At 65.2% G+C, this 21,745-nt stretch carries 20 protein-coding genes; 13 read left to right on the top strand and 7 right to left on the bottom strand.

The features are described from left to right. The first annotated feature begins 79 nt into the window (after positions 1–79). Complete coding sequence (locus tag U4Y88_RS26350; RefSeq protein WP_310634093.1) at positions 80–463, top strand: cupin domain-containing protein; 384 nt, start codon at positions 80–82, stop codon at positions 461–463. 81 nt (positions 464–544) lie between these two features. On the opposite strand, the gene U4Y88_RS26345 is transcribed toward U4Y88_RS26350, so the two are convergent. The 4 genes from U4Y88_RS26345 to U4Y88_RS26330 form a co-directional block, all read right to left on the bottom strand. Next, positions 545–1,129 (bottom strand): hypothetical protein, encoded by a 585-nt coding sequence (locus tag U4Y88_RS26345; protein ID WP_321787538.1) that lies wholly within the window; start codon positions 1,127–1,129, stop codon positions 545–547. Between the two features lie 265 nt (positions 1,130–1,394). After that, entirely contained in the window at positions 1,395–2,765 is a 1,371-nt protein-coding gene (locus U4Y88_RS26340) for an MFS transporter (RefSeq protein WP_321787427.1), read from the bottom strand. A 74-nt stretch (positions 2,766–2,839) separates the two neighbouring features. Next, complete coding sequence (locus U4Y88_RS26335; RefSeq protein ID WP_321787425.1) at positions 2,840–3,319, bottom strand: cupin domain-containing protein; 480 nt, start codon at positions 3,317–3,319, stop codon at positions 2,840–2,842. Between the two features lie 89 nt (positions 3,320–3,408). Continuing rightward, positions 3,409–4,188, bottom strand: coding sequence for an SDR family NAD(P)-dependent oxidoreductase (locus U4Y88_RS26330; RefSeq protein WP_310634089.1), 780 nt, complete (start codon positions 4,186–4,188; stop codon positions 3,409–3,411). Between the two features lie 509 nt (positions 4,189–4,697). Here U4Y88_RS26330 and U4Y88_RS26325 point away from each other — a divergent pair. Next, positions 4,698–6,296 carry an FAD-binding oxidoreductase gene (locus U4Y88_RS26325; protein ID WP_321787423.1) on the top strand — a complete coding sequence of 533 codons (1,599 nt, stop codon included), beginning with the start codon at positions 4,698–4,700 and terminating at the stop codon, positions 6,294–6,296. 145 nt (positions 6,297–6,441) lie between these two features. Then, on the top strand, positions 6,442–7,191 hold the full coding sequence (locus U4Y88_RS26320; protein WP_321787421.1) for a TetR/AcrR family transcriptional regulator: 750 nt from the start codon (positions 6,442–6,444) through the stop codon (positions 7,189–7,191). A gap of 8 nt (positions 7,192–7,199) precedes the next feature. Here the strand turns inward: U4Y88_RS26320 and U4Y88_RS26315 are convergent, their stop codons facing one another. Continuing rightward, on the bottom strand, positions 7,200–7,868 hold the full coding sequence (locus U4Y88_RS26315) for a FadR/GntR family transcriptional regulator (RefSeq protein WP_321787419.1): 669 nt from the start codon (positions 7,866–7,868) through the stop codon (positions 7,200–7,202). Between the two features lie 317 nt (positions 7,869–8,185). Between U4Y88_RS26315 and U4Y88_RS26310 the strand changes: the two genes are divergently transcribed. The 4 genes from U4Y88_RS26310 (at position 8,186) to U4Y88_RS26295 (ending at position 12,803) form a co-directional block, all read left to right on the top strand. Next, complete coding sequence (locus U4Y88_RS26310; protein ID WP_321787417.1) at positions 8,186–9,217, top strand: ornithine cyclodeaminase family protein; 1,032 nt, start codon at positions 8,186–8,188, stop codon at positions 9,215–9,217. A gap of 15 nt (positions 9,218–9,232) precedes the next feature. After that, complete coding sequence (locus U4Y88_RS26305) at positions 9,233–10,243, top strand: dihydrodipicolinate synthase family protein (RefSeq protein WP_224015126.1); 1,011 nt, start codon at positions 9,233–9,235, stop codon at positions 10,241–10,243. A gap of 65 nt (positions 10,244–10,308) precedes the next feature. Next, positions 10,309–11,724: an NAD-dependent succinate-semialdehyde dehydrogenase gene (locus U4Y88_RS26300; RefSeq protein WP_321787415.1), complete on the top strand. Its 1,416-nt coding sequence runs from the start codon at positions 10,309–10,311 to the stop codon at positions 11,722–11,724. Positions 11,725–11,810: 86 nt separating this feature from the next. Then, positions 11,811–12,803 (top strand): zinc-binding alcohol dehydrogenase, encoded by a 993-nt coding sequence (locus U4Y88_RS26295; protein ID WP_321787413.1) that lies wholly within the window; start codon positions 11,811–11,813, stop codon positions 12,801–12,803. A gap of 150 nt (positions 12,804–12,953) precedes the next feature. Here the strand turns inward: U4Y88_RS26295 and U4Y88_RS26290 are convergent, their stop codons facing one another. Continuing rightward, on the bottom strand, positions 12,954–14,180 hold the full coding sequence (locus tag U4Y88_RS26290) for an MFS transporter (RefSeq protein ID WP_321787411.1): 1,227 nt from the start codon (positions 14,178–14,180) through the stop codon (positions 12,954–12,956). Between the two features lie 177 nt (positions 14,181–14,357). Next, positions 14,358–15,299: a LysR substrate-binding domain-containing protein gene (locus U4Y88_RS26285; RefSeq protein ID WP_321787409.1), complete on the bottom strand. Its 942-nt coding sequence runs from the start codon at positions 15,297–15,299 to the stop codon at positions 14,358–14,360. Positions 15,300–15,455: 156 nt separating this feature from the next. Here U4Y88_RS26285 and U4Y88_RS26280 point away from each other — a divergent pair, with 156 nt between their 5' ends. From U4Y88_RS26280 to U4Y88_RS26255, 6 genes are all read left to right on the top strand, one after another. After that, on the top strand, positions 15,456–15,944 hold the full coding sequence (locus tag U4Y88_RS26280; RefSeq protein WP_310632727.1) for a VOC family protein: 489 nt from the start codon (positions 15,456–15,458) through the stop codon (positions 15,942–15,944). A gap of 75 nt (positions 15,945–16,019) precedes the next feature. After that, positions 16,020–17,069 carry an SMP-30/gluconolactonase/LRE family protein gene (locus tag U4Y88_RS26275; RefSeq protein ID WP_321787407.1) on the top strand — a complete coding sequence of 350 codons (1,050 nt, stop codon included), beginning with the start codon at positions 16,020–16,022 and terminating at the stop codon, positions 17,067–17,069. Positions 17,070–17,077: 8 nt separating this feature from the next. Beyond that, on the top strand, positions 17,078–17,848 hold the full coding sequence (locus tag U4Y88_RS26270; RefSeq protein WP_224015137.1) for an SDR family NAD(P)-dependent oxidoreductase: 771 nt from the start codon (positions 17,078–17,080) through the stop codon (positions 17,846–17,848). Between the two features lie 40 nt (positions 17,849–17,888). Beyond that, positions 17,889–18,914, top strand: a complete 1,026-nt coding sequence (locus tag U4Y88_RS26265) for a fumarylacetoacetate hydrolase family protein (protein ID WP_321787405.1) — start codon at positions 17,889–17,891, stop codon at positions 18,912–18,914. After that, positions 18,911–20,785 (top strand): NAD(P)/FAD-dependent oxidoreductase, encoded by a 1,875-nt coding sequence (locus U4Y88_RS26260; protein WP_321787404.1) that lies wholly within the window; start codon positions 18,911–18,913, stop codon positions 20,783–20,785. The genes U4Y88_RS26265 and U4Y88_RS26260 overlap by 4 nt, the downstream gene beginning before the upstream one ends. Beyond that, positions 20,782–21,726: an NAD-dependent epimerase/dehydratase family protein gene (locus U4Y88_RS26255; RefSeq protein ID WP_321787402.1), complete on the top strand. Its 945-nt coding sequence runs from the start codon at positions 20,782–20,784 to the stop codon at positions 21,724–21,726. Before U4Y88_RS26260 ends, U4Y88_RS26255 begins: the two co-directional genes overlap by 4 nt. Positions 21,727–21,745: the final 19 nt, after the last annotated feature.

Raw genomic sequence — 21,745 nt, 5'->3', positions numbered from 1 at the left:
GTTGCAATATCGTGCAAGACGGTTGTATGCGCGACGGGTAGCCTCTGCGCTATCCATTGCAACCGGGGAAATCGCCGTCATGTCTCGCGACACATCCGATACATCCGACACGCGCGCTACGCGCGGCCAGCGCAGCACCGTCGCCCTTCGCGGCAAGTTCGAACGCATCGAATCGCACTGGGGCCCGCAGGTGATCGCCGAAATGAACGATCACCAGTTCAAGGTCGTGCGTCTGCAGGGCGATTTCCTGTGGCGCAGTCGCGCGCATAGCGACGAGACTTACTTCGTGTTCGACGGCGAATTGCGTCTGGACTTTCGCGATCGTTCGGTGCTGTTGCGGGCGGGCGAGATGGCGGTCGTGCCCAAAGGCGTCGAGCACAAACCGTATGCGGCGGACGAAGTCAAATTGCTGCTGATCGCGCGGCGCGACATCGATCCGTCCGCACAGGAACGCTGGATCTAGTCGTTCGACGCCCGTGTGGAGCGTCGGCCGCATCATCGAAAGCGAACCGGCGGATCGCGCGGGTTCGCTTCTCCGCCGCTCTTATTCCGCCGCGTGTTCAGCCGCTTGTTCAGCGGTCACAGTGCTCGCCGGATCGGTTTGCGCAGCGGGCGCCGAAGCCTCCTTCGGCGGCTCCTCTTCCTTGATCACATAGGACGGGTCGCGCACCCAGCGGCTCAGGTCCTTGCTGATGACGATCGTCGTGCGATCCAGAATCGAGCAGCTTCCCTTGAACGCGCCCCACACGCCGCCGACCGACCAGCGATTGATTTTGGTGTGACGGATCACCTTGCCGTTTTCGATCAGATCCGCGCTCACCGTCGTCGCCTTCGGGCCGCTCCATGCGCCGCCGCCGACGCCCAATACGTGGGTGATCTGCAATCGGAGAATCCTTGCATCGCCCGCATCGCCTTGCGACGAAATCGTGCCGTCGCCGGTCCGGTTGATCTTGCGAAGCACCGCGCCGACATGGCGCGTGAGCATGTCTTCGATGTGGCATTCATCCTTGATCTGCTCGACGACGCTCGCGCCCGGCGCGTAGGTAACCGGTGTTTCCAGTAGAACCTGACTGGCGGCAAATGCCGATGTCGTCGAGAAACACAGTGCAGTCAGGAGGAGTTTCTTCATGGCGTGCAATTTTCTGGTCTTATAGTTGGCTAGGGCGTTCCGGTTGGTGTGCGTGCAACGGGCGCGTCGATACGACGCCGCACGCAACAACTCCAGAACGCACAACGGTGAATTCTTTATTCGCTTCGAGGCGTGTGTCGCTACCGCTTTTCAATTTCGAAGCGGCAGCCCACGCAGAGAGATAACGGCAGCGCGATTTAAATATTGAATTTAAATCGCGCTGCGTTGTGATGATGGCGCGCGAATGCCGCCCAGGCAGTCTGTTTCAGCCCGCAGCGGCTTCGGCGCTCGCCTGGGCGCCATCGGCGGGCTGCGGTCGAATCATCGTCACGGCTTTTTCTGGAATGACGAATAACGCGAGCACACAGGCGATTGCGAAAAGCAGTGCAAAAAGCGCAATGCCGAGCGACACGCTGCCAGTCAAAGTCTTCACAAAGCCGAGAATGGACGGACAGAAGAAGCCCGCGCTGATACCGAGCGTATTGATCACCGCGATTCCGAGCGCCGCCTGTGAACGCGGCAAATAGGTCGACGGCAAGGACCAGAATAGCGCCATGCTGCCGAAAATCCCGACCGCGGCGAACGTGAAGCAGACGAGGAGCGCCGTCGCGCTGCCGGTCCAGAGGAGCGTGCCGACCAGTCCCAGCGCGCCGACTGCGAGACACCCGGCCAGGTGATACCGTCGCTCGAAGCGCACGTCCGAGCTATAGCTCAATGCGAGCGATCCGACGATCCCCGCTATGGCAGGAATCGTGGTCAGCCAGCCGATCGTCGCGTTCGAGGTCACCCCTGTGTCGCGGATCATTGCCGGCAGCCAGAAGTTCATGATGAACCCGCCGCACGATCCGGCGAAGTAAATCACGGTCAGCACATAGATCATCGGATCGCGAATCACCGCAAGGCGCGCGGCGGGCAGGTCATCGCGGGCAGTATCCTGAGCGTGAAGCGCCCGTTGATCGGCACGATGCGCGTGATCGAGTATCGCCTTGTCCTGCGCCGACAGCCAGCGCGCCTCCTCTGGCCGGTCGTCGAGCCAGAAGTAGCAAACGACGCCCAGCACGCAGGCAGGCGCACCCGCGAGCAGGAACACCCATTGCCAGCCTTGCAGCCCGCCTGCGCCATCCAGACCGCTCATGATGCTGCCGAACAGCGGTCCGCTCACCGCCCCGGCCGCCACGCTGCCGACCCAGAATGCGCTCGTCGTGCGCGCGCGATAGCGGCCGGGGAACCAGTACGACAGGTACAGGATGACGCCCGGAAAGAAGCCCGCCTCGAACACGCCGAGCAGCATGCGCAACGCGTAGAACTGGTGGGCCGTCGTCACGAACATCGTCGCCGATGCCGTGAGCCCCCACGGCACCATGATGCGCAACAGCGTCCGGCGCGCACCGGCGCGCTGGAACCAGAGGTTGCTGGGAATTTCGAGCAACGCATATGGCAGAAAGAAGAGTCCCGCCGCCAGCCCGTACTGCGCGGCGCTCAACCCCAGCGCTTGCGTCATCTGCAATTGCGCGATGCCGACGTTGACCCGATCGAGAAACGCGACCAGGTAGCAGACGAACAGCAACGGCACGATGCGCCGCGCGATACGCCGGAACAACAGGTCTTCCTGCTGGACCTGGGATGCGGATGCCATGGCAGGCACTCCTCAGATGAGGGCGAAACGTTACGCGCCTTGTTGCGCGCGCTTTATTCGATACAGGTCCGGGCTCACTCGCCGGTTTTCGCATCGACGAGAATGAAGGCGATCCGCGCGGGACGATCGGTGCGATTGCTCCACGCGTGCCGCGTGCCGCGCTGGACCACCACGTCGCCGGGCAACAGCCGGGTTTCGCTCTCGTCGAGGACCAGCCATAGCTCGCCTTCCAGCAGGATGCCGTAGTCGATCGTGTCGGTCTGATGCATCAGCGCATGAGGTTCGGCGGCACTGCTCCCTTCGGGCCGGACCATGCCGATTTCGGCGAAATGCGCTTCGATGTCGACGTCCGGGCCATCGTGCGCGGCGTCGGGCGGGATGTCACAAATCCTGATGACCGTCCCGCCCGTTTCGGGCGACAGGCGCAGCGGCGCGGCCGCATCGACCGTCGCGCCGAGCGGCGACGGCGCGCACGACGTGCGCCATACCTCGTGGAAAACCAGGCCCGGTAGTCCCTTGACGGGCTTTGCCGGGGTGTCCGTGTTGTCGGCCACGTAGGAGCTTCCGTCTGCACGGCTGCCGGTTACGAAGCGCCTGACATGGCGTGACTCGTGCGCCTCCCTGTCCATATCCGTACTCCTTATCAATTTCCGTCGCTGATCGTTGTGCCACCGTCGACAATCACGTTCTGGCCCGTGATGAAGGCACCGCCCGGTGCAGCCAGCATCAATGCCACGCCCGCGATCTCTTCCGGCGTACCGGGCCGGCGCAGCGGTGTCGCGAGCATGCGGCGTTCGCGCACTTCGGCGTTGTCGAGCAGCGGCCTCGCGAACTCGGTGGCGATCATGCCGGGCGAGATCGCGTTGGCGCGCACGTTGTGCGGCCCCCACTCCACCGCGAGGTTGCGCGCGAGCGCCGCGACCGCTGCCTTGGACACCCCATACACGCCGATCGCCTTGTTGCCGCGCACGCCCGAAATGCTCGACGTCAGAATGATGCTGCCGCCGCCGCGCGCCGCCATGGCCGGCGCGGCCAGGTTCGCGAGCCATACGGCGCTATGCAGGTTGACGTTCATCGTCGTCGTCCACGCGTCGTCGCTGGCGCTGACGAGCGGTCCCAAATGGGGCGCCACGCCCGCATTGCACACGACGATATCGATCGCGCCGCGCGCTCGCACCGCGTACGCCCACATCGCTTCGACGCTGGCTCGTTCGCCCGCGTCGAGAAAGCAGAATTCGGCGTCGATGCCCTCTGCCTCGCGCAACGTCCTGGCGCAAGCCTCACCCTCGGCGGCGTCGTTGCTGGCTATGACGACGCTCGCGCCGGCTTGCCCCAACGCTCGCGCGATGGCAAGCCCGATGCCGCGCGACGCGCCCGTCACGAGAGCGTGCTTGCCACGCAGGTCGTACAACGCATGAATCATGTGACTGGCTCCTGCCGGGGCCGCGCCCCGGTGTTCGAACGGCGTGCTGCGTGCACTTCGAGAAACGCTCGCACGGATTGCGGTTGCGCGCTCATCCAGTGCGGCGAGACCCGTCGCTACGATTCGATCCGTGTGTTTTGCAGGGCACGTCCTTCTGGACGTCGACGAGGATGCCCGTGAACGTGTGACGAGCGTTGTCGCTTCCGCTGGCGTATCGCTGCGATTGGCCGAAAATTTAGCGCAATCGTTTATGCAAATGGTGTGCAAATGATCGGTGCTTTCCCCAAGACCGCGTTTTGATGCGGTCGCCTGGCGGTCACCGGTTGTGGCCGCCAAACCCGGCCACGGGATTGAGACTCGTGGAGCGCACGACCCAAAATAATTAGTCATGCAGATCGATATCGATCGAACGATCGTCGCGCGAAGCGAATTGTGCAGAACCATAGTATACGCTATGGTTTTCCGGGAGCGCCTGTCGAGCGCCATAACCAACAACGGAGACAAGAGCCATGAGCGTCGCAACCCCTGCATTCATTCCTGAACGCGGCACCACTGCCGAGCCTTCCGCCGTCGCGGCGGCTCTGGCGGCGATGACGGTGGCGCTTGGCGCCGAGCGCGTGATCGTCGGCGACGGCGGCGAGTTTCGCGACCCCTTCCAGCCGACCGCCTGGCACGCATTCGCCACGGCCGGCGTCGTTCAGCCCGACTCGGCGGAGGACGTGCAGACCATCGTGAAGATCGCCGCGCAACATGGCGTGCCGGTCTGGGCGCAGGGCCAGGGACGCAACAATGGCTACGGGGGCGCTGCGCCGCGCGTGTCCGGCGGGATCACCATCAACTTCCGCCGGATGAACCGCGTGTTGAAGATCGACGAAGAACTGGGCTATGCGCTCGTCGAGCCGGGCGTGTCGTTCCAGGACATGTACGACGCGATCGAAAGCGCCGGCGCGAATCTCATGGTGTCGGTGCCCGACCTCGGCTGGGGCAGCCTCGGCGGAAACTCGCAGGACAATGGCCTCACCTACCTCCCGTACGGCCGCGACTTCCAGGCCGTGTGCGGCCTCGAAGTGGTCACCGCCGACGGCGGCCTGCTGCGCACGGGCATGGGGGCGATGGACGGCAATGAATCCTGGAATCTCTACAGGCGCAGCCTCGGCCCGACGATCGAGCCGCTCTTTATGCAAGGCAACTTCGGCGTGGTCACGAAACTCGGCATATGGCTCATGCCGAAGCCGGAAGTCATCACGCACGTGCACGTCGACGTCAAGCGCGACGAAGACCTGATTCCCCTCGTCGACATCCTGCGGCGCCTGCGGCTGGACGGCACGATCGACGGCGTGCCCTGCATCCTGAACACCTTGCTGATCGCCTCCACCATCGCGAAGCGCGATCACTGGTACGACGGCGACCCCGCGCTGCCGATCCCCGACGCGGCCATCGACGCGATTGCCGCGCGCATCGGCATCGGCCGATGGCACCTCCGGTTCGCGCTCTATGGTGACGAGGCGGTAAACGCCCTGCAACTCAAGAAAGTGGAGAAGGCATTCGGCGCCATTCCCGATTGCAGCATCCGGGCGACGACGAGCGGTCCGCAAGAATGGGCGAACCTGCCGGACCCGTCCGATCGCGTCTACGCCGGGGTGCCGAACCTGGACTGGAAGGACATGGGCGGCTGGTACGGCGGCGACCACGGCGGCCATATGAGCTTTGCCCCCGTGGCGCCGCTGACCGGCGAAAAGGTCTACGAGTTGCAGCGCTGGATGCGCGGCGAGTTCGAGCGGCACGGCATCGACCACACCGCCGACCTCATCGTCGTCAACGCTCGCTCACTCGTGAGCGTCGCCGGTGTCCAGTTCGATATCAACGACGAAGCGTCGACCGCCGCGAGCTATCAGGCGATGCAGGATCTGGTCCGGGAAGCGGGCAAGATCGGCTACGGCGAATACCGTGCGCACCTGCACTTCATGGATCTCGCGCAGGAGCAATATGGTTTCGGCGATCACGCGTACCGCCGGTTCGTCGAGCGGATCAAGGACGCCGTCGATCCGCAAGGCCTGATCAACCCCGGCCGACACGGCATCTGGCCGGCCGGGCTGCGGCACGCCTGAGGCGCTTTCGTCGTTGCGTGAGGCGGCTGGACACGCCGCCTCACGCTCTGCTCTCGCGCGAGAATCAGACCGGTAAAAACCCGGCAAAAACACAGTTGCAAAACCCGCCGAATCGCCGCATTCTTGCCACGATTCGAATCTGGCCATGCTGGCCGTGGCTTCCGCCCGCACTTCCGAACAACGCTCCGTGACAAACGCCCCCGAAGAACTTCAAGTCCATCCCCCGCAGCAAGAGCGCACCCATGCGGCCTGGGAGCGGATCCTGGATGCGGGCGTCGCGATCCTCGAAGAAGCCGGCTACGAGGGCTTCACGATTGCCGCCATCTGCGAACGGGCGGGCGTCAATCCGCCCGCCATCTACGCGCGCGTGCGCACCAAGCAGGCGCTCTTTCTCGCCGTGTTCGAACATGGCTTTCGCCAGGTCCGCGAAGAAACCGAGGCAACGCGCGCCCGGCTCACGGCGGGCTCGCCAGAGGCGATCGTGCGCAACGCCGTTGCGGCGATCGTGCTGACGACCTTCGCGCACGAGCGTTTCCAACGCCCCGTGATCCTTCGCGCCGAAGCCGATGCGGAGGTCGCCGCGCGAACGCAACAGGCACGCATGGATACCGCCGCCTGGTTCCGCGACCTCGTCCTGCAACATCCAACGGCGCTTCGAGACCCCGAGCGGATCGACGCCTGCTTCCGCGTGATTTTCGCCGCGCTCGTGGCCCGCATCGCGACCCCGAGCGCGCTCGACATCGGCGTGCCTTACCCGGACGACGCGTTCATGAGGGATCTCCAGGACACCGCGGAGCGATGGCTGCTGCCTGACGCTGCGGCAGCGGCATCTCCCGGGCACCCGGACCGCTCGCACTCACACTCGCGCTCGCGCGCTCGGCCAAAGCGCGCCTGAAGCGTCGCCTATTGCAGGCCGAAAAGGCTGTCTCGCACCGAATTCAAATGCGCGCGCATGGCCTGTTGCGCCTTGACCGGATTGTGCGTCCTGATGGCGTCGATAAACGAACGATGCTCGTCTCCCGTCGCCTCCAACGGCCCGGCAGCGTCGCCATACACCTCTTCGAACCGGACATCGAGCGTCAGCTTCACCTGGGACCGGAGCGCGTCGTAAAGAATCAGCAACACGGCGTTGTGGGTTGCCGCGGCGATCAGCCGATGGAGCTTGTCGTCCAGCCGCTTCCATTGCAGAAACGATGTCGCCGATGACATTTCGTCGATGCACTGATCCATCGCGGCCAGGTCCGCGGGCGTGGCATGGATGGCCGCCTGCGCGGCGAGCTGCGGTTCGAGCAGCAAGCGCGCGTCCATGATGTGATCCACGCTGATCGTCGCGGCCAGCGCCTGGTCGTCGACGCTCGTCTGACGCGGCCCGGCAAAGGTGCCCTTGCCAACGTGACGCCAGATCAAGCCCTCATCTTCCAGCCGCTTGAGCAGCGTCCTCAATCGACCGCGCGAAACCCCGAGCATCTCCCCGAGCTTGGGCTCGGGCGGCAGGCGCGGATTGTCGCTCACCGACGCTTTCTCGACGTACTCCCGCAGCCGGAGCACGTCGTCATCAATTGTCCGTTCCATGATTCTTCTGGCCGATTGCCTGATGTCAATCCGCCGATTTTAACGAATCAATTCAGCGGCAGCAAATGAACCCTTCCGCCTGCGGGCGCCTTGACGGGCCGCCCGGCCCGGCCTCGCGCAGGGACAGAGCGCAATCCCGGCGCACGCCACCCAAACGAATCAAACGCACGATTGACACGCATCAATATCGTTATTAGCATGTCACAAACTTCGCATGATCCAGTCGACGACCTGCCCGCAGGAGATGTTCCGGGGCGCATGCGGAGTTTCGAGCCCTAGCCCGCGATCGTCGCAATCCGGCGTGCCCGCGCGCTGCCGTGACCGCCTACCAAGGAACCTGCCGAATGACTCAAGCCCTTCCATCTCCGGTGTTTGTTTCCGGCGATGCCGCCCGCGCCGTCTTCCGATGGGAAGACGCCATCCGCGCAATCCAGCGGACCTACAGCCAGCCCCTCGCAACCGGCGCCACGCCGCCGCGCACCATCGCCCGCGCAGACGGCACATGGCTGCGCACGCTCCCCGCCATTCCGCCGGGCGGCCGTTACTACGGCGCGAAGCTCATGGGCATGGCCACGCGCTCGCCGTCTTCTGGCGTCGAATATGTCGTTGTCCTCTACGATCAGGAAACCAGCCGTCTCGCGGCTTTCGTCGACGCCAACCAGATCACGGGATTCCGTACGGCGGCGACCTCCGCCGCCGCGCTGGACCGCCTCGCGCCGCAACGCCCATTGCGTCTCGCCGTGCTCGGCAGCGGGCTGGAGGCGTCCATGCACACGCGCGCGTTCGCCGCCGTGCGGCAACTCGCCGAAGTCACCGTATTCAGCCCGTCCGCCGACCGGCGCGAGGCCTTCGCGCAGGCCATGACGCAGGATCTCGGCGTGCCCTGCCGGAGCGCCGCGAGCGCGCAGGAAGCCGTCGAGGGCGCCGATCTCGTCCTCGCCGCGGCACGTTCGCGCGACGAGCAGCCGATCCTGTACGGCAACTGGCTTCAACCCGGCAGCGTGGTCGTCTCGATCGGATCGACCGTTCCCGAACAGCGCGAAATCGACGTGTCGGTCGTCGAGCGCAGCGACCTGATCGTCGGCGACATGCTCGAAGAAGTGCTCGAACAAACGGGCGACATGATCGCCGCGCGCCACGCGGGCATCGCGTTCCACGACAAAGCCCTCAGCCTCACGGACCTCATGAGCGGCGCACACGACGAACGGGTGAAAGCGGCCAGGGCGCCCCTCTTCAAGTCGGTCGGCGGCGGCCTTCAGGACATCGTCGTTGCCGAACTCATTCTGAGCAAGGCGCTTGAAGCGGGACTCGCTACGCCGCTGCCGATTGCCTTCGAAACCAAACACTGAAAGAGGAAAATTCTCATGGCTCGCTATCATCGCCACGAAGCCCGTGAATGGGCGCGCGAACATCTGCGCGGCGTCGCCAACGTCGTGATCCCGACGATGACGTCCGACTTCAAGCGCCTGAACGAAAAGGCCATCCGGCACGACGTGGAAACCACCATCGGTCACGGCTTTGCGGGCGCGCTGGCCTGCTCGGAAGTGGCGGTCACGCCCGACGAATACGAGCAATTCACCCGCGTCATGGTCGAGCAGGCGAACGGGCGCATCTTCGTGGTCCATCAGGCCGTCTTCAACACGCTCGAAGACAATATCGAGGCCGTGAAGCGCGCCGAAGCCGCGGGTGCGGAACTCGTGCTGCTCGGCTATCCGCCGTTCTTTTATCCGCAGTCGTACGAAGACGTGTACAACTACACGCGCGCGCTGTGCGATGCGACGAATCTCGCGGTCATGCTGTTCCCCATTCCGACCTGGGGCTTCTCGCGCCTGCATCCGTCCGACCTGCCGATCCCGTTGCTGCGCCGGCTCATCGACGACTGCCCGAATGTCGTCGCGATCAAGGCCGAAGGCGGCATGCCCCACATCATGTCGGCGATCGAAGTGCACCGGGCGTTTCACAAGGAAGTCGTGATTTCCCTGCCGATCGAGTGGGAGTACATCCCGCTTTCGCAGATCATCCCCATCCAGTTTTGCGGCACGAATTTTTCGGCGTACTACGGATCTGCGCTGCCCAAAATTTTCAACCTCGTGCAGGAAGGCAAGTTCGACGAAGCGACGCAGTGGTTCTATCGCCTCGATGCGGCGCGCAAGGCGTTCAGCAGCGTGCCGCAGGGCGGCAACGGCCTGATCAACCGGGTGATGTGGAAATACGAAAGCTGGCTCCAGGGCTATAACGGCGGCCCGCTGCGCCATCCCACCGCCCGCCTCTATTCGCGCGACATGGCGGCCTTGCGGCGCGGTCAGGAAGCGTCGGGACTGAATCCCACGAGCGATCCCGACGAGGCGTTCTTCGTCGGCCGTCATCCCGAATGACGGAGCACGCCATGACCCAAGCTGCTCTGCTGCCCCTGAAAGACAGGGACCTTCTACGCCAGGCCATGCTGATCGACGGCGCCTGGGTGCAGGCCGACAACGGCCAGACGCTGGACGTGCGCAACCCGGCAACGGGCGAGCTGGTGGCGCGCGTACCCAACGGAGGCGCCGCGGAAACCCGGCGCGCCATCGCGGCGGCAGAGGCCGCCATGCGCGGCTGGCGCGCGGCGCTCCCCAGGCACCGCGCGCAGGTGCTGCGCACGCTCTTCGATCTCATGCACGCACACATCGACGATCTCGCGCTCATCATGACCGCGGAGCAAGGCAAGCCGATTGCCGAGGCCCGCGCCGAAATCCTGTATGCGGCGGGATTCATCGAATGGTTCGCCGAAGAGGCCAAGCGGGTGTACGGCGACATCATTCCGCACAACGCCGAAGGCCGCCGCATTCTCGTCCAGAAGGCGCCGATCGGCGTCTTCGCGGCCATCACGCCGTGGAACTTCCCCTCGGCGATGATCACCCGCAAGGCAGGCCCCGGCTGGGCGGCCGGCTGCGCGGGCGTCATCAAGCCGGCCAGCCAGACGCCGCTATCGGCGCTGGCGCTCGGCGTGCTGGCCGAGCGCGCGGGTCTTCCAAAGGGTGTCTGCAATATCGTCACGGGTTCCGCGCGCGCCATCGGCGCGGAAATCACGTCGAGCGCCACGGTACGCAAACTGTCCTTCACCGGTTCGACGGAAGTCGGCGCGCAACTGCTCGCGCAGTGCGCGCCCACGATCAAGAAAACCAGCATGGAACTGGGTGGCAACGCGCCGTTTATCGTGTTCGACGACGCCGACCTCGAAGCCGCCGTCAAGGGCGCACTCGCCGCGAAGTACCGCAATACCGGCCAGGCCTGCATCGCAGCCAACCGTCTTTTCGTGCAGTCCGGCATCTACGACCGGTTCGCGCAGCGACTCGCGGAGGAAACCGCCCGCCTCAAGGTCGGCAACGGACTCGAAGCCGGTGTCGTGCAAGGCCCGCTCATCAACGAGGAGGCCGTTCGCAAGGTCGAAGATCACATTGCCGATGCCGTCGCGAAAGGCGCAAGGATCGCGACCGGGGGCCAACGCCACTCACTCGGCGGCACGTTCTTCGAACCGACCGTGCTCACCGATGTGCCGCGCAATGCGGAGATTTTCAGTGACGAAACCTTCGGCCCCGTGGCGCCGCTGTTCCGTTTCGAGAGCGAAGAGGAAGTCATCGCGCTTGCCAACGACACGCCGTTCGGCCTCGCCAGCTATGTCTATACGCGTGACATCGGCCGCGTCTTCCGCGTCACCGAAGCGCTGGAGTTCGGCATGGTCGGCGTCAACGAAGGCCTGATCTCGACGGAAGTCGCGCCTTTCGGCGGGGTCAAGACATCGGGACTCGGCCGCGAAGGCTCGAAATACGGAATCGATGACTACATCGAAATGAAATACGTGGCCCTCGGAGGCCTCTAGCCCCATTGCGCGGGGACGCTCGTCAAGCCCGCTTCACCTGCGTCCCGCGCCCGGACTTTTTGTCGATGCCAGGAGACGCAGGAAAAGTGAAATCAAAAGCCATCGTCTGGACGAGCCCTCGCGCCGTCGAACTGCAGGAAGTGGAAATCGGACAGCCGGGCCCCGGTGAAGTGCTGGTGGAGAATGTCCTCAGCGCGGTGAGCCCCGGAACCGAAGCCGAATGGCTGTCGAGCGACGAATCGCATCATGTGCTGGAAACGACTTTCCCCTTTGTTCCCGGTTATTCCCGCGTGGGGCGCATCGTAGCCGTTGGAGAAGGCGTCGAGCATTTCAGGCCCGGGGACCGCATCGTCTCGGGCTTCGACCATCTCGGCCGCCCGATCGGCGCGCACGCCGCGCATACCCTCACACGCGCTTCGGACGTCGATCGGATTCCCGATGGCGTGTCCTTCGAACAAGCCGCCTTCTTCATCCTCGGTCAGACCGCAGCGATGATGGTCAAGCTCGCGCACGTCGAACTATCGGACTCCATAGGAATCGTGGGCCAGGGGCCAATCGGCAATCTCGCGGTCCAGTTCGCGCGCGCTTCCGGGGCTTCGCCTATCGTCGCCTTCGACCTCGTGCCGTCGCGCCTCGCCTCGGCCCTGGCCGCCGGTGCCACGGAAGCCCTCGATCCGGCCGACGAGCCCGCGTTACAGGCATGGCTCGAACGCACCGGCGGCCTCTCCCGCATGATCGACCTCTCCGGCCACGTCTCCGGGACGAACACCGCGCTACGCGCCGCCGCGCCCGGGGCCACCGTCATACTCTCCACGGGCTACGCCGGTTCCATGTGCCTCGATTACGGGGCCATCTTCGGCAAAGGCCTGCACCTGATCGGCGGCTATGTGAACAGTCAGCCGACGCTCGCGCGCCAGAGCACCCGCACTTACCTGCGGCTGGTGGAAGCCGGAGTCGTCGACATCGGCGATCTCCTCGATACGCCCTTCGCTCCCGACGACGCGCCGGAGGTTTACCGCCGGGTGCTCGATCGCGATCGCACGCTCATCGCGCCGCTGTTTCGTTGGCGCGAAGACTGAGCGACCTTCCATCCCACGGCACCGGAACGCCGTCGAGTTCCGGTTGCCTTAAATGCCTAGGGGCCCGTCGCGCTTTCGCGCTCCGGGCCCCTTTTCAGTGAGTTCTCAGTGAGCTATGAGTCTGGCGGGTCCAAGCCAACCCGCTCTCGCTCAGCCGAGTTTCAGGCGACGTACGCGCAGCAGCGGCACCGCCAGGCACACAGCCGCGAGCACGAACAGCGCGATCCCCCAGGTCTGCACGACCGCAAAGCGCGAACCCGAGTGCATGACCATGCCCATGACGATGATCGGGCTGCAAAAGTAGCCGATGAACTGCGCGGCCGTGAAGGCGCCCGTACCGAACCCGCGCCGCGAGAACGGCAGCGAGCGCAGTCCCCAGCTGACCAGTGCGGGCAGCACGATACCGCAGCCGACGCCATTGATCGCACCACCCACCGTGAGCATCGTCTCGTCGTGCGCCGTGCCCATGCAGACGAACCCGAGCCCGCACACCAGCGTGCCCAGCACGAACTGCTGCAGCACCGTGCAGCGGCTGGCGAGCACCCAGCCGAAGCAGAGCGTACCGACGATGATGGCCGCGCTGTTCACCGCATAGGCGAAGCCGATCGCGCTCGTCGAATGCACCCCGAGCTGGACCAGCATGAACGAGAGATGCACCGGCACGATCATGAACACGAGCCCCACGCCGAATGCCGCGAGGCAGATCAGCGCGAGGAGCCAGGGCCGGAACACGGGCTCGTCGGCAGCGGCGCGCGCATGGGCTTCGGTGAGTGCCGCGCGCGTGTCCCAGATAAAGATCTGCACGAGCGGCGCGAGCAGCAGCGGCAGCGCGTACGCAACGAACGGCGCGCGCCACCCATAGGCGCCCAGCATGCCGCCCATCAGGTTGAACACGAAGGCCGAGGTCGAGGCGACCGTGATCTGCAAGGCCGCATAGCGGTCGCGTCGCGACCCCGTGAACAGGTCGCCGATGAACGACGTGCTCACCGTCATCGCCGCGGCCTCGGCGAGACCGACCAGCGCGCGGCTCGCGAGAATCGCGTGGATCGAGTCGAGATAAAGCGGCGCGGTGCCCGCGATGGCATACAGCACCAGCGAGCCGACCAGCACGCGCTTGCGCCCCACCTTGTCGCTGATGGCGCCGATCACCATCGCCAGCGCGCCGAGCACGAGCATCGGCATCGTCACCACCACGGGCACCAGCGTTTCGATACCCGGCACATCGGCGAAATGCCGCTGCATCTCGGGCAGCACCGGGCCGATCACGGTCGGCGCGAGCGTGCCGCAAATCACCGTACTCAGCAGGATGAACGCATGAAAAACGTTCGCTTCCCGGTTGGCCGGCGCACCCGTGCGCCGTTCTGTCTGGACATGCATGAAATCGTCTCCGTTTTATCTGAAGTGGGGCACGCTACGCTGCACGGGCGACGCGCGAACTTCCCGTTTGTGTGAGACGAATGATTCCGGCCGCGACGTTACGACACAATCAGATTGCGTCGACAAGACCATTTGATGTCGTCGAATCAACGCAGCCGAATCAATGTCGAGCGCACGTCAGCCGCGTTGCCCGAGCGCCGCGCCGGGCGATTGCGCACTGGCCTGCGCCTGCTCCAGCAGCACGCGCCGCAGCCATACGTGCGCGGGGTCGCCGTCGTTGATCGCATGCCACTGCATCATCTCAACGAGCGGCGGCAACTCCATCGGCAGCGGCAAGACACGCAGCGGCAAAAAGTGGGCGTAGATTTTCGCCAGCCGCGTGAGCACCGTCGCGATGCGCGTCGTGCCGAGGACCAGTTGCGGCAACGTGCTGAAATTGGTGGTCGTCACTTCGATCCTGCGGGTGATGCCGCGGCTCGCGAGCAGGAAGCCTTCGACGCTCGCGCTGCGGCTGTCGCCGAACGTCGCGGCGACGTGGCCCAGCTCGCTATATTGCTGCTGCGTGAGCGATTCGCCCACGAGCGGATTCCCCTCCCATACCACGCAGCTATACGTCTCTTCGAACAGCGCCTGCGAGGGATGGTCGGGATCGACCGACACGCTCGGATAAATGACGAGATCGAGTTCTCCGCGATCCAGCCGCTCGGGCACGTCGTCGGTCATGTTGGCGATGTGCAGCGTGATGCCGGGCGCCTCGCGTTGCAGCCGCTGAACCACATCGATGAGCAATACCGTCGTCAGATAATCGGACGCCCGAATGACAAAGTTGCGCTGCGCCTGCGCGGGGTCGAACTCCAGCCGCGCGACCACGGTCGATTGCACGCTCAGCAGAATCTCCCGCACCGGCTGGGCGAGGCTGCGCCCAAGCGACGTGAGTTCCATGCGCCGCCCCACTTGCATCAGCAGCGGATCGTTGAAATATTCGCGCAAACGTCCCAGCGCGCTGCTCGTTGCCGACGCGCCGATGTGGAGCCGCTCGCTTGCGCGCGTGACGCTGCGCGTGTCGAGCAGCGCATCGAGCGCAACCAGCAGATTCATGTCGAAGTGACCCAGTCTCATGGGCGCACTATCCCGCGAGCATCCGATCGCATCAATGCGTGTTTCCACTAGGAATTGATGGTTTCGACAATTGAATCGCCCTACAGTAAGGGCATTCAAACGAATGCCGGACGTCGCCACGCGCAGCGGCCCGGCACACAGCCGGAGACACCCATTATGCAGACACTGTCTGGCATGGAGCATCACGAGTCGAGCCTGCCTTCGCAACACACGCAGCCGCTGCTGCCTGCGTTGCGACCCCATCATTTCGGCATCAGCGTGCCCGATCTCGACGCCGCAGTGGACTGGTATGGCCGCATGCTCGGCTTCACGCTGGAACAACAGCTCCACATCGAAAAGATTCCTGCACGGATCGCCTTCGCGCGCCGCGATCACTATCGCATCGAGCTGTTCGAAGTGCCGGGCGCCGCGCCGCTGCCGGACGATCGCCGCGAGCCGAACCTCGATCTGCGCACGCACGGCAACAAGCATATGTGCTTCGAAGTCCCCGACGTGCGCGCCGCCGTGGCTGCGCTGCGTGGCGCGGGCGCCGATATCGCGTACGAGTTGAACGTGGACGGCAATCCCACGGCCTTCATTCGCGACGTGGCCGGCAATCTGATCGAGTTGCTCGAACCGTTCGCCGCCGATCGCGCCGCGCGCTGATTTCATTCGCCGAAGTCCTTGCCCGCCGGCTTATTACTCAATCTTTCCTTCACTGGCTGACGCACACACGTTCTCATGACGACTTCGCATAATCCGCTTCACGGCTGGCAGGTCAGCCGCAACGACATCCAGTGGATGGGAAAGGACCTGCTGCGCCCCGAATGCATTCTCGCCGAACCGGACGGCACGCTGTGGACCGCCGACGCGCGCGGCGGCGTCATGAAAATCGCGCCCGATGGCACGCAGACGCTGATTGCGCAACGCGGCGAACATGAGCGGGCCGGTCAGCCTTCTTCGCAGAACGCGGCGCAACTCATGATGGGCGGCACGCTGCCCAACGGCCTCGCCTTCGACCGCGACGGCAATATCGTGATCGCGAACTTCGGCACCGACGCCATCGAACTGATGACGCGCGACGGCGCCTCGCGCACGCTCTACGACCGCATCGACGGCGAGCCGCTCGGCAAGACCAATTTCGTGCTCACCGATACGCGCGGGCGCATCTGGTTCACCGTGACCACGCGCCAGGTGCCGTGGACGCGCTCGATCAACGAGAAGACCGCCGACGGCTACGTGGGCTTGATCGACGAACATGGCATCCGCATCGTCGCGGACGGCTTTGTCGGCACCAACGAGATCCGGCTCGACGCGAACGAGGAATGGCTCTACGTCGTGGAAACCAACGCGCGCCGCATTTCGCGCCTGCGTGTGCAGGACGACGGCTCGCTCACCGATCGCGAGATCTACGGCCCGTCCGATCTCGGCGGCTTTCCCGATGGCTTCGCGTTCGACGCTTACGGCAATCTCTGGATCACGCTCATCCTCAACGAAAAACTCATCGCGCTCACGCCCGACGGCGAGGTGCTCACGCTGCTCGACGACGGCAATCCCGAGGCGATCGCGCGCTACGAAACCCACTACCGCGACGGCACGACCACGCCCGAACTGATGGGCGCATGCCGAGGCTCGCTCGCACCGATGATGGCGAGCATCACGTTCGGCGGCGCGGACCTGCGCACGGTGTATCTCGGCAGCCTCGGCGGCACCACGCTCGCGACGTTCCGCTCGCCCGTGCCCGGCCTGCCGCTCGCACACTGGCAACCCACGCGCGCCACCCCGGCTTGAGAACCCGCATGACGAATTTCACCACCCTTTCAGGCGAGCGCCCGGTCGCGCTCGTGACCGGCGCGACGGGCGGCCTGGGCGAGCAGATCTGCCGCACGCTCGCGCAGGCCGGCTGCGCCGTCGTCGCCGGATATCGCAGCTCGGCCGAAGCCGCGCAAGCGCTCGTCGCGCAGCTCGACGGCGCGGGTCATCGCGCGCTCGCCGCGCCCGTGACGGACAGCGCCGCGCTCGCCCGTCTCGCCGATGCCGTCGCCACGCACTACGGCCGCTGCGACGTGCTCGTGAACTGCGCCGGCACGACGCGCTTCGTCGCGCACGACGACCTCGACGGCATGAACGACGCCCTCATCGACGACGTGCTCGCGACCAACGTGCGCGGCCCCTTCGCGATGGTGCGCGCGCTGCGTCCGCTGCTGGACAAAAGCGGGCTTGCGGGCGGCGCGGTCGTCGTCAACATCTCGTCGATCGCGGCGCAAACGGCCATGGGCAGCAATGTGATTTATTGCGCGTCGAAGGCGGCGCTGGACAACCTCACGAAATCGCTGGCGCGCGCGCTCGCCCCGCAAATTCGCGTGGTTTCGGTTTCGCCGGGACTCGTCGACACCGAGTTCGTCAAGTCGATGGACACCGCATGGCGCGACGAGCAGGCGGCGCGCACCCCGCTCGGACGCCTGGCCGATCCGCAGGAAATCGCGCAAGCCGTGCTGGCCGCCGCGCGCGACCTGCGCTTCACCACCGGCTGTGTGCTGCCTGTCGACGGCGGCCGGCCGCTGCGTTAAAAAAGACAACACTCAAGAGACAACGAAGGAGACAGCCCACATGAAACTCGCGTCGCTCAACACCGGTCATCCCGATGGCAGCCTGATCGTCGTCTCGCGCGATCTTCTCCGTGCGGTTCGCGCAAGCGCGATTGCCCCGACGCTGCGCGCCGCGCTCGACGACTGGACGCGCGCAGAACCGGCCTTGCAGGCGCTTTACGACGCGCTCAACAACGGCGAGGCTGCCCAGGCATTCGACTTCGACGCGCACGCCTGCACCGCGCCGCTGCCGCGCACGCATCAGTTCATCGACGCTTCGGCCTTCCTCAATCACGGCCGCATCATGACGCAGGCGTATCACCCGGAGAAGAAATCGGACCCGTCGATTCCCGTGCTGATCCAGCGCCAGGCCGACGACTTCGCGGGCCCGCACGACGATTACGCCTTCCCCGACGAAGCCGACAACTGCGACTTCGAAGGCGAAGTGGGCGTGATTCTCGGCGACGTGCCGATGGGCACGCGCGCCGACGACGCGCTCGCACACGTGCGCCTCGTCACGCTGTTCAACGACGTGAGCATGCGCAAGCACCTCTTCCGCGAACTCGGCATGGGCTTCGGCTTCATTCTCGCGAAACCCGCAACGGCGTTCGCACCCGTGGCCGTCACGCCCGACGAACTCGGCGAAGCATGGCGCGACGGCCGCGTGCAGCTCGACCTGGAAGTCGCGCGCAACGGCGTGCGTTTCGGCGCGCCGAACGGCCGCGAAATGAGTTTCGGTTTTCATGAGCTGATCGCCTACATCGCTTACAACCGCAATCTGCGCGCGGGCATGCTGCTCGGCTCGGGCACGTTTTCCAACGTCGATTATCAGGCGACGGGTTCCGCGTGCCTCGCCGAGCAACGCGCCATCGAAACACTCGACCACGGCGATTCGCGCACGCCGTGGCTGCGCTTCGGCGAACGCCTGCGCTTCGAAATGAAGGGCCCGGACCAGCAGTCGATCTTCGGCGCCATCGATCATCGCTTCGTGCAAGCGACTTACGTGAATCAGCAAACATCGGCAGAACAGGCAGGGAGCAAGGCATGAGCGAGCAATACGATATCGTCGCGATGGGCGCGGGTCACAACGGCCTCGTCGCCGCCGCGTATCTCGCGAAGGCGGGCAAGAAAGTGATCGTGCTCGAACGCAAGGCATGGGCGGGCGGCGGCGTGAGCACGCGCGAACTGAACACGCCGGGTTACTGGCATGACGAGCATTCGAGCGTGCACATCATGATTCAGGGCAATCCGATGCTGCGCCAGGACGAGCTTGGCCTGCTTTCGGAACACGGCCTGAAGTACCACTATTCGCCGGTGCCGCACGCGACCGTGTTTCCCGATCAGTCGGTGCTGTTCACCTACAAGGACATCGACAAGACCTGCGAATGCTTCGCGAAGATTTCGCAGAAAGACGCGGACACGTACCGCGAATTCGTGAAGATGAGCCAGCAGGTTCTGCAGATGTTCATGCCGGGCCTTTACTCACCGCCGCCGCCGCTCGGTGAACTCGTCGCGATGCTCGACCGCAGCGACGAAGGCCGCCTCATGCTCGACTACATGAATCGCGACTGCCTCGATCTCGTGAATCAACTCTACGAGAGCGACAAGATCAAGATTCATTTGCTGCGCCTCGTGAGCGAGAACCTGCAGGCGCCCAACGAACTCGGCACCGGCATGGGTGTGCTGTTGATGCCGGGCATCATTCACACGTATGGGGTTTCGCAGCCCATTGGCGGCAGCGGCAAGCTCACGGAATCGCTCGTGCGCTGCATCGAATCGTATGGCGGCGAAGTGCGCTGCAACGCGGAAGTCTCGAAGATTCTCACGAGCGCCGGGCGCGCCAGCGGCGTGCAGCTCGCGAGCGGCGAAACGATACTCGCGAAGGACGCGGTGATCGGCGCGCTTCATCCGCACGTGATCCGCCGCTTCGTGGAAGGCGTTCCCGAGCCGGTGCTCAAGCGCGCGGAGCGCGCCACGCTCGCGCCCTTCTCGATCATGGTGAGCCACTACGATCTCAAGGAAAACGCGCGCTATTACGCGGGCGAGGAAGTCGGCTACGCCACCATGCTCGAATTCATGGCGACCGACAAGCTCGACGACATGCTCGCCGACTTCGACGACCTCAAGCGCGGCCTCATCACCGAGCGCCGGCTGTGCGCGGGCGGCGACGAAAGCATCGGCGACAAGACGCGCGTGCCCGCGGGCAAGGGCATGTTCCATGGCATCACGTTCGCGCCGTACAGCGTGAAGGACCCGCGCTGGGCCGGCCGTCACTGGGACGAATTCAAGGAAGAGATCGGCGACCTCTCGCTTGAGCACTATCGCAAGTTCGTGTCGAACCTCACGAGCGAGAACATCGTCGCGCGCAGCATCGTGAGTCCCGTCGATCTCGAACGTTCGAGCCCGAACAGCATGATGCGCGGCGACCTGCACGGCGTGGCGCCCTACTTCTATCAAAGCGCGGGCCATCGCCCGACGCCCGATCTCGGCCAGTTCACTGTGCCCGGCGTCGAGCGCCTCTATCTCGCGGGGCCGTTCCAGCATCCGGGCGGCGGCGTGTACGGCGCGGGACGCGCCACGGCGATCAGGATGTTCGAACAACTCGGCATGGACTTCGGCAGCGTCGCGAAGGGCGCGCGCCAGGACAGCGGCGTGCCCGCCACGGCCAACGGCGCGGGCAGCCACGCGCCGAAGAAAGAAGGCATGGTGCTGCGCGGTCCCGCCGACGAAGAACTGATGCACGTGGAGTCGCTCGAACGCGTGGGCAACGAACTCGTCATCAAGGGCAAGAGCTTCGGCACCATGCCGATGGAAGCCCGTCTCGACGCCGCTTCGGCGCGTGCCGGATTGAAGATGCTCGGCGCTTCGCGTCTCGCCTTCCTCGCCACGCTGCCGTTTCGCAAGGGAGCCGAAGAATGAGCCATGTCGTCGTCACCGGCGCGCAAGGGTTCGTGGGGCGCGCGCTCGTCAAGCGGCTGCTTGCTGATGGCCTCGGCGGGCGCGCAGTTTCGAAGCTCACGCTGCTCGATATCGGCTTCGACGCCGCGCCCACGGATTCACGCGTCAATCAGATCGCCGGCAGCATCGCCGATGCGCAGATTCGCGCGCAGGCGTATGCCTCGCCCGTCGACGCCGTGTTCCATCTTGCGAGCATTCCTGGCGGCGCCGCGGAGCGCGACTACGCACTCGGCCGCGCGATCAATCTGGATGCCACGCTCGGCCTGCTCGAAGATCTGCGCGGCCAGCCGCGTGCGCCGCGTTTCGTGTTCGCCAGCACGGTGGCCGTGTATGGCGAGAAGCTGCCCGAGTTCGTCGACGAACACACCCTGCCCGCACCGGCGCTGAGCTACGGCGCGCACAAGCTGATGGGCGAAGCGCTGGTCGCCGACGCCACGCGCCTCGGCTGGGTCCAGGGCTGCTCGCTGCGGCTGCCGGGCGTGGTCGCGCGGCCGGGCGACGGTGCGGGGATGATGTCGGCGTTCATGAGCCAACTCTTCTGGAAGCTGGCCGCGAACGAAGCGCTCACCGTGCCCGTCTCGCCCGAGGGCGTGGCGTGGTGGATTTCGGTGGGCGCGTGCGTCGACAACCTGCTGCACGCGGCGACCGTCGACGCGGAACGCTTCAACGCGCGGCGCAGCTATCAGATGCCGGTGCTGCGCCTGACCATCGCCGAAGTCGTCGACGCCCTGGCCGCGCGCTTCGGCAGTGAACGCAAGGCGCTCGTGACCTATGCGCCCGATCCGTTCATCGAGCGGCTGTTCGCGGCCTATCCGCCGCTTTACACGCCGCAAGCCGAGCAGCTCGGCCTGCGTCACGACGGCAACGTCGAACAACTGATCGAACGCGCCATCGCCCATTGAACACCCGGCTTCGCCGCGC

The sequence above is a fragment of the Paraburkholderia sp. J94 genome (genome assembly GCF_905220285.1).
In the GTDB taxonomy this organism is placed as follows: Bacteria; Pseudomonadota; Gammaproteobacteria; order Burkholderiales; family Burkholderiaceae; genus Paraburkholderia; species Paraburkholderia tropica_A.
The sequence above is the reverse complement of the archived record's forward strand: the minus strand, read 5'-3'. Positions and strand labels throughout refer to the sequence as shown.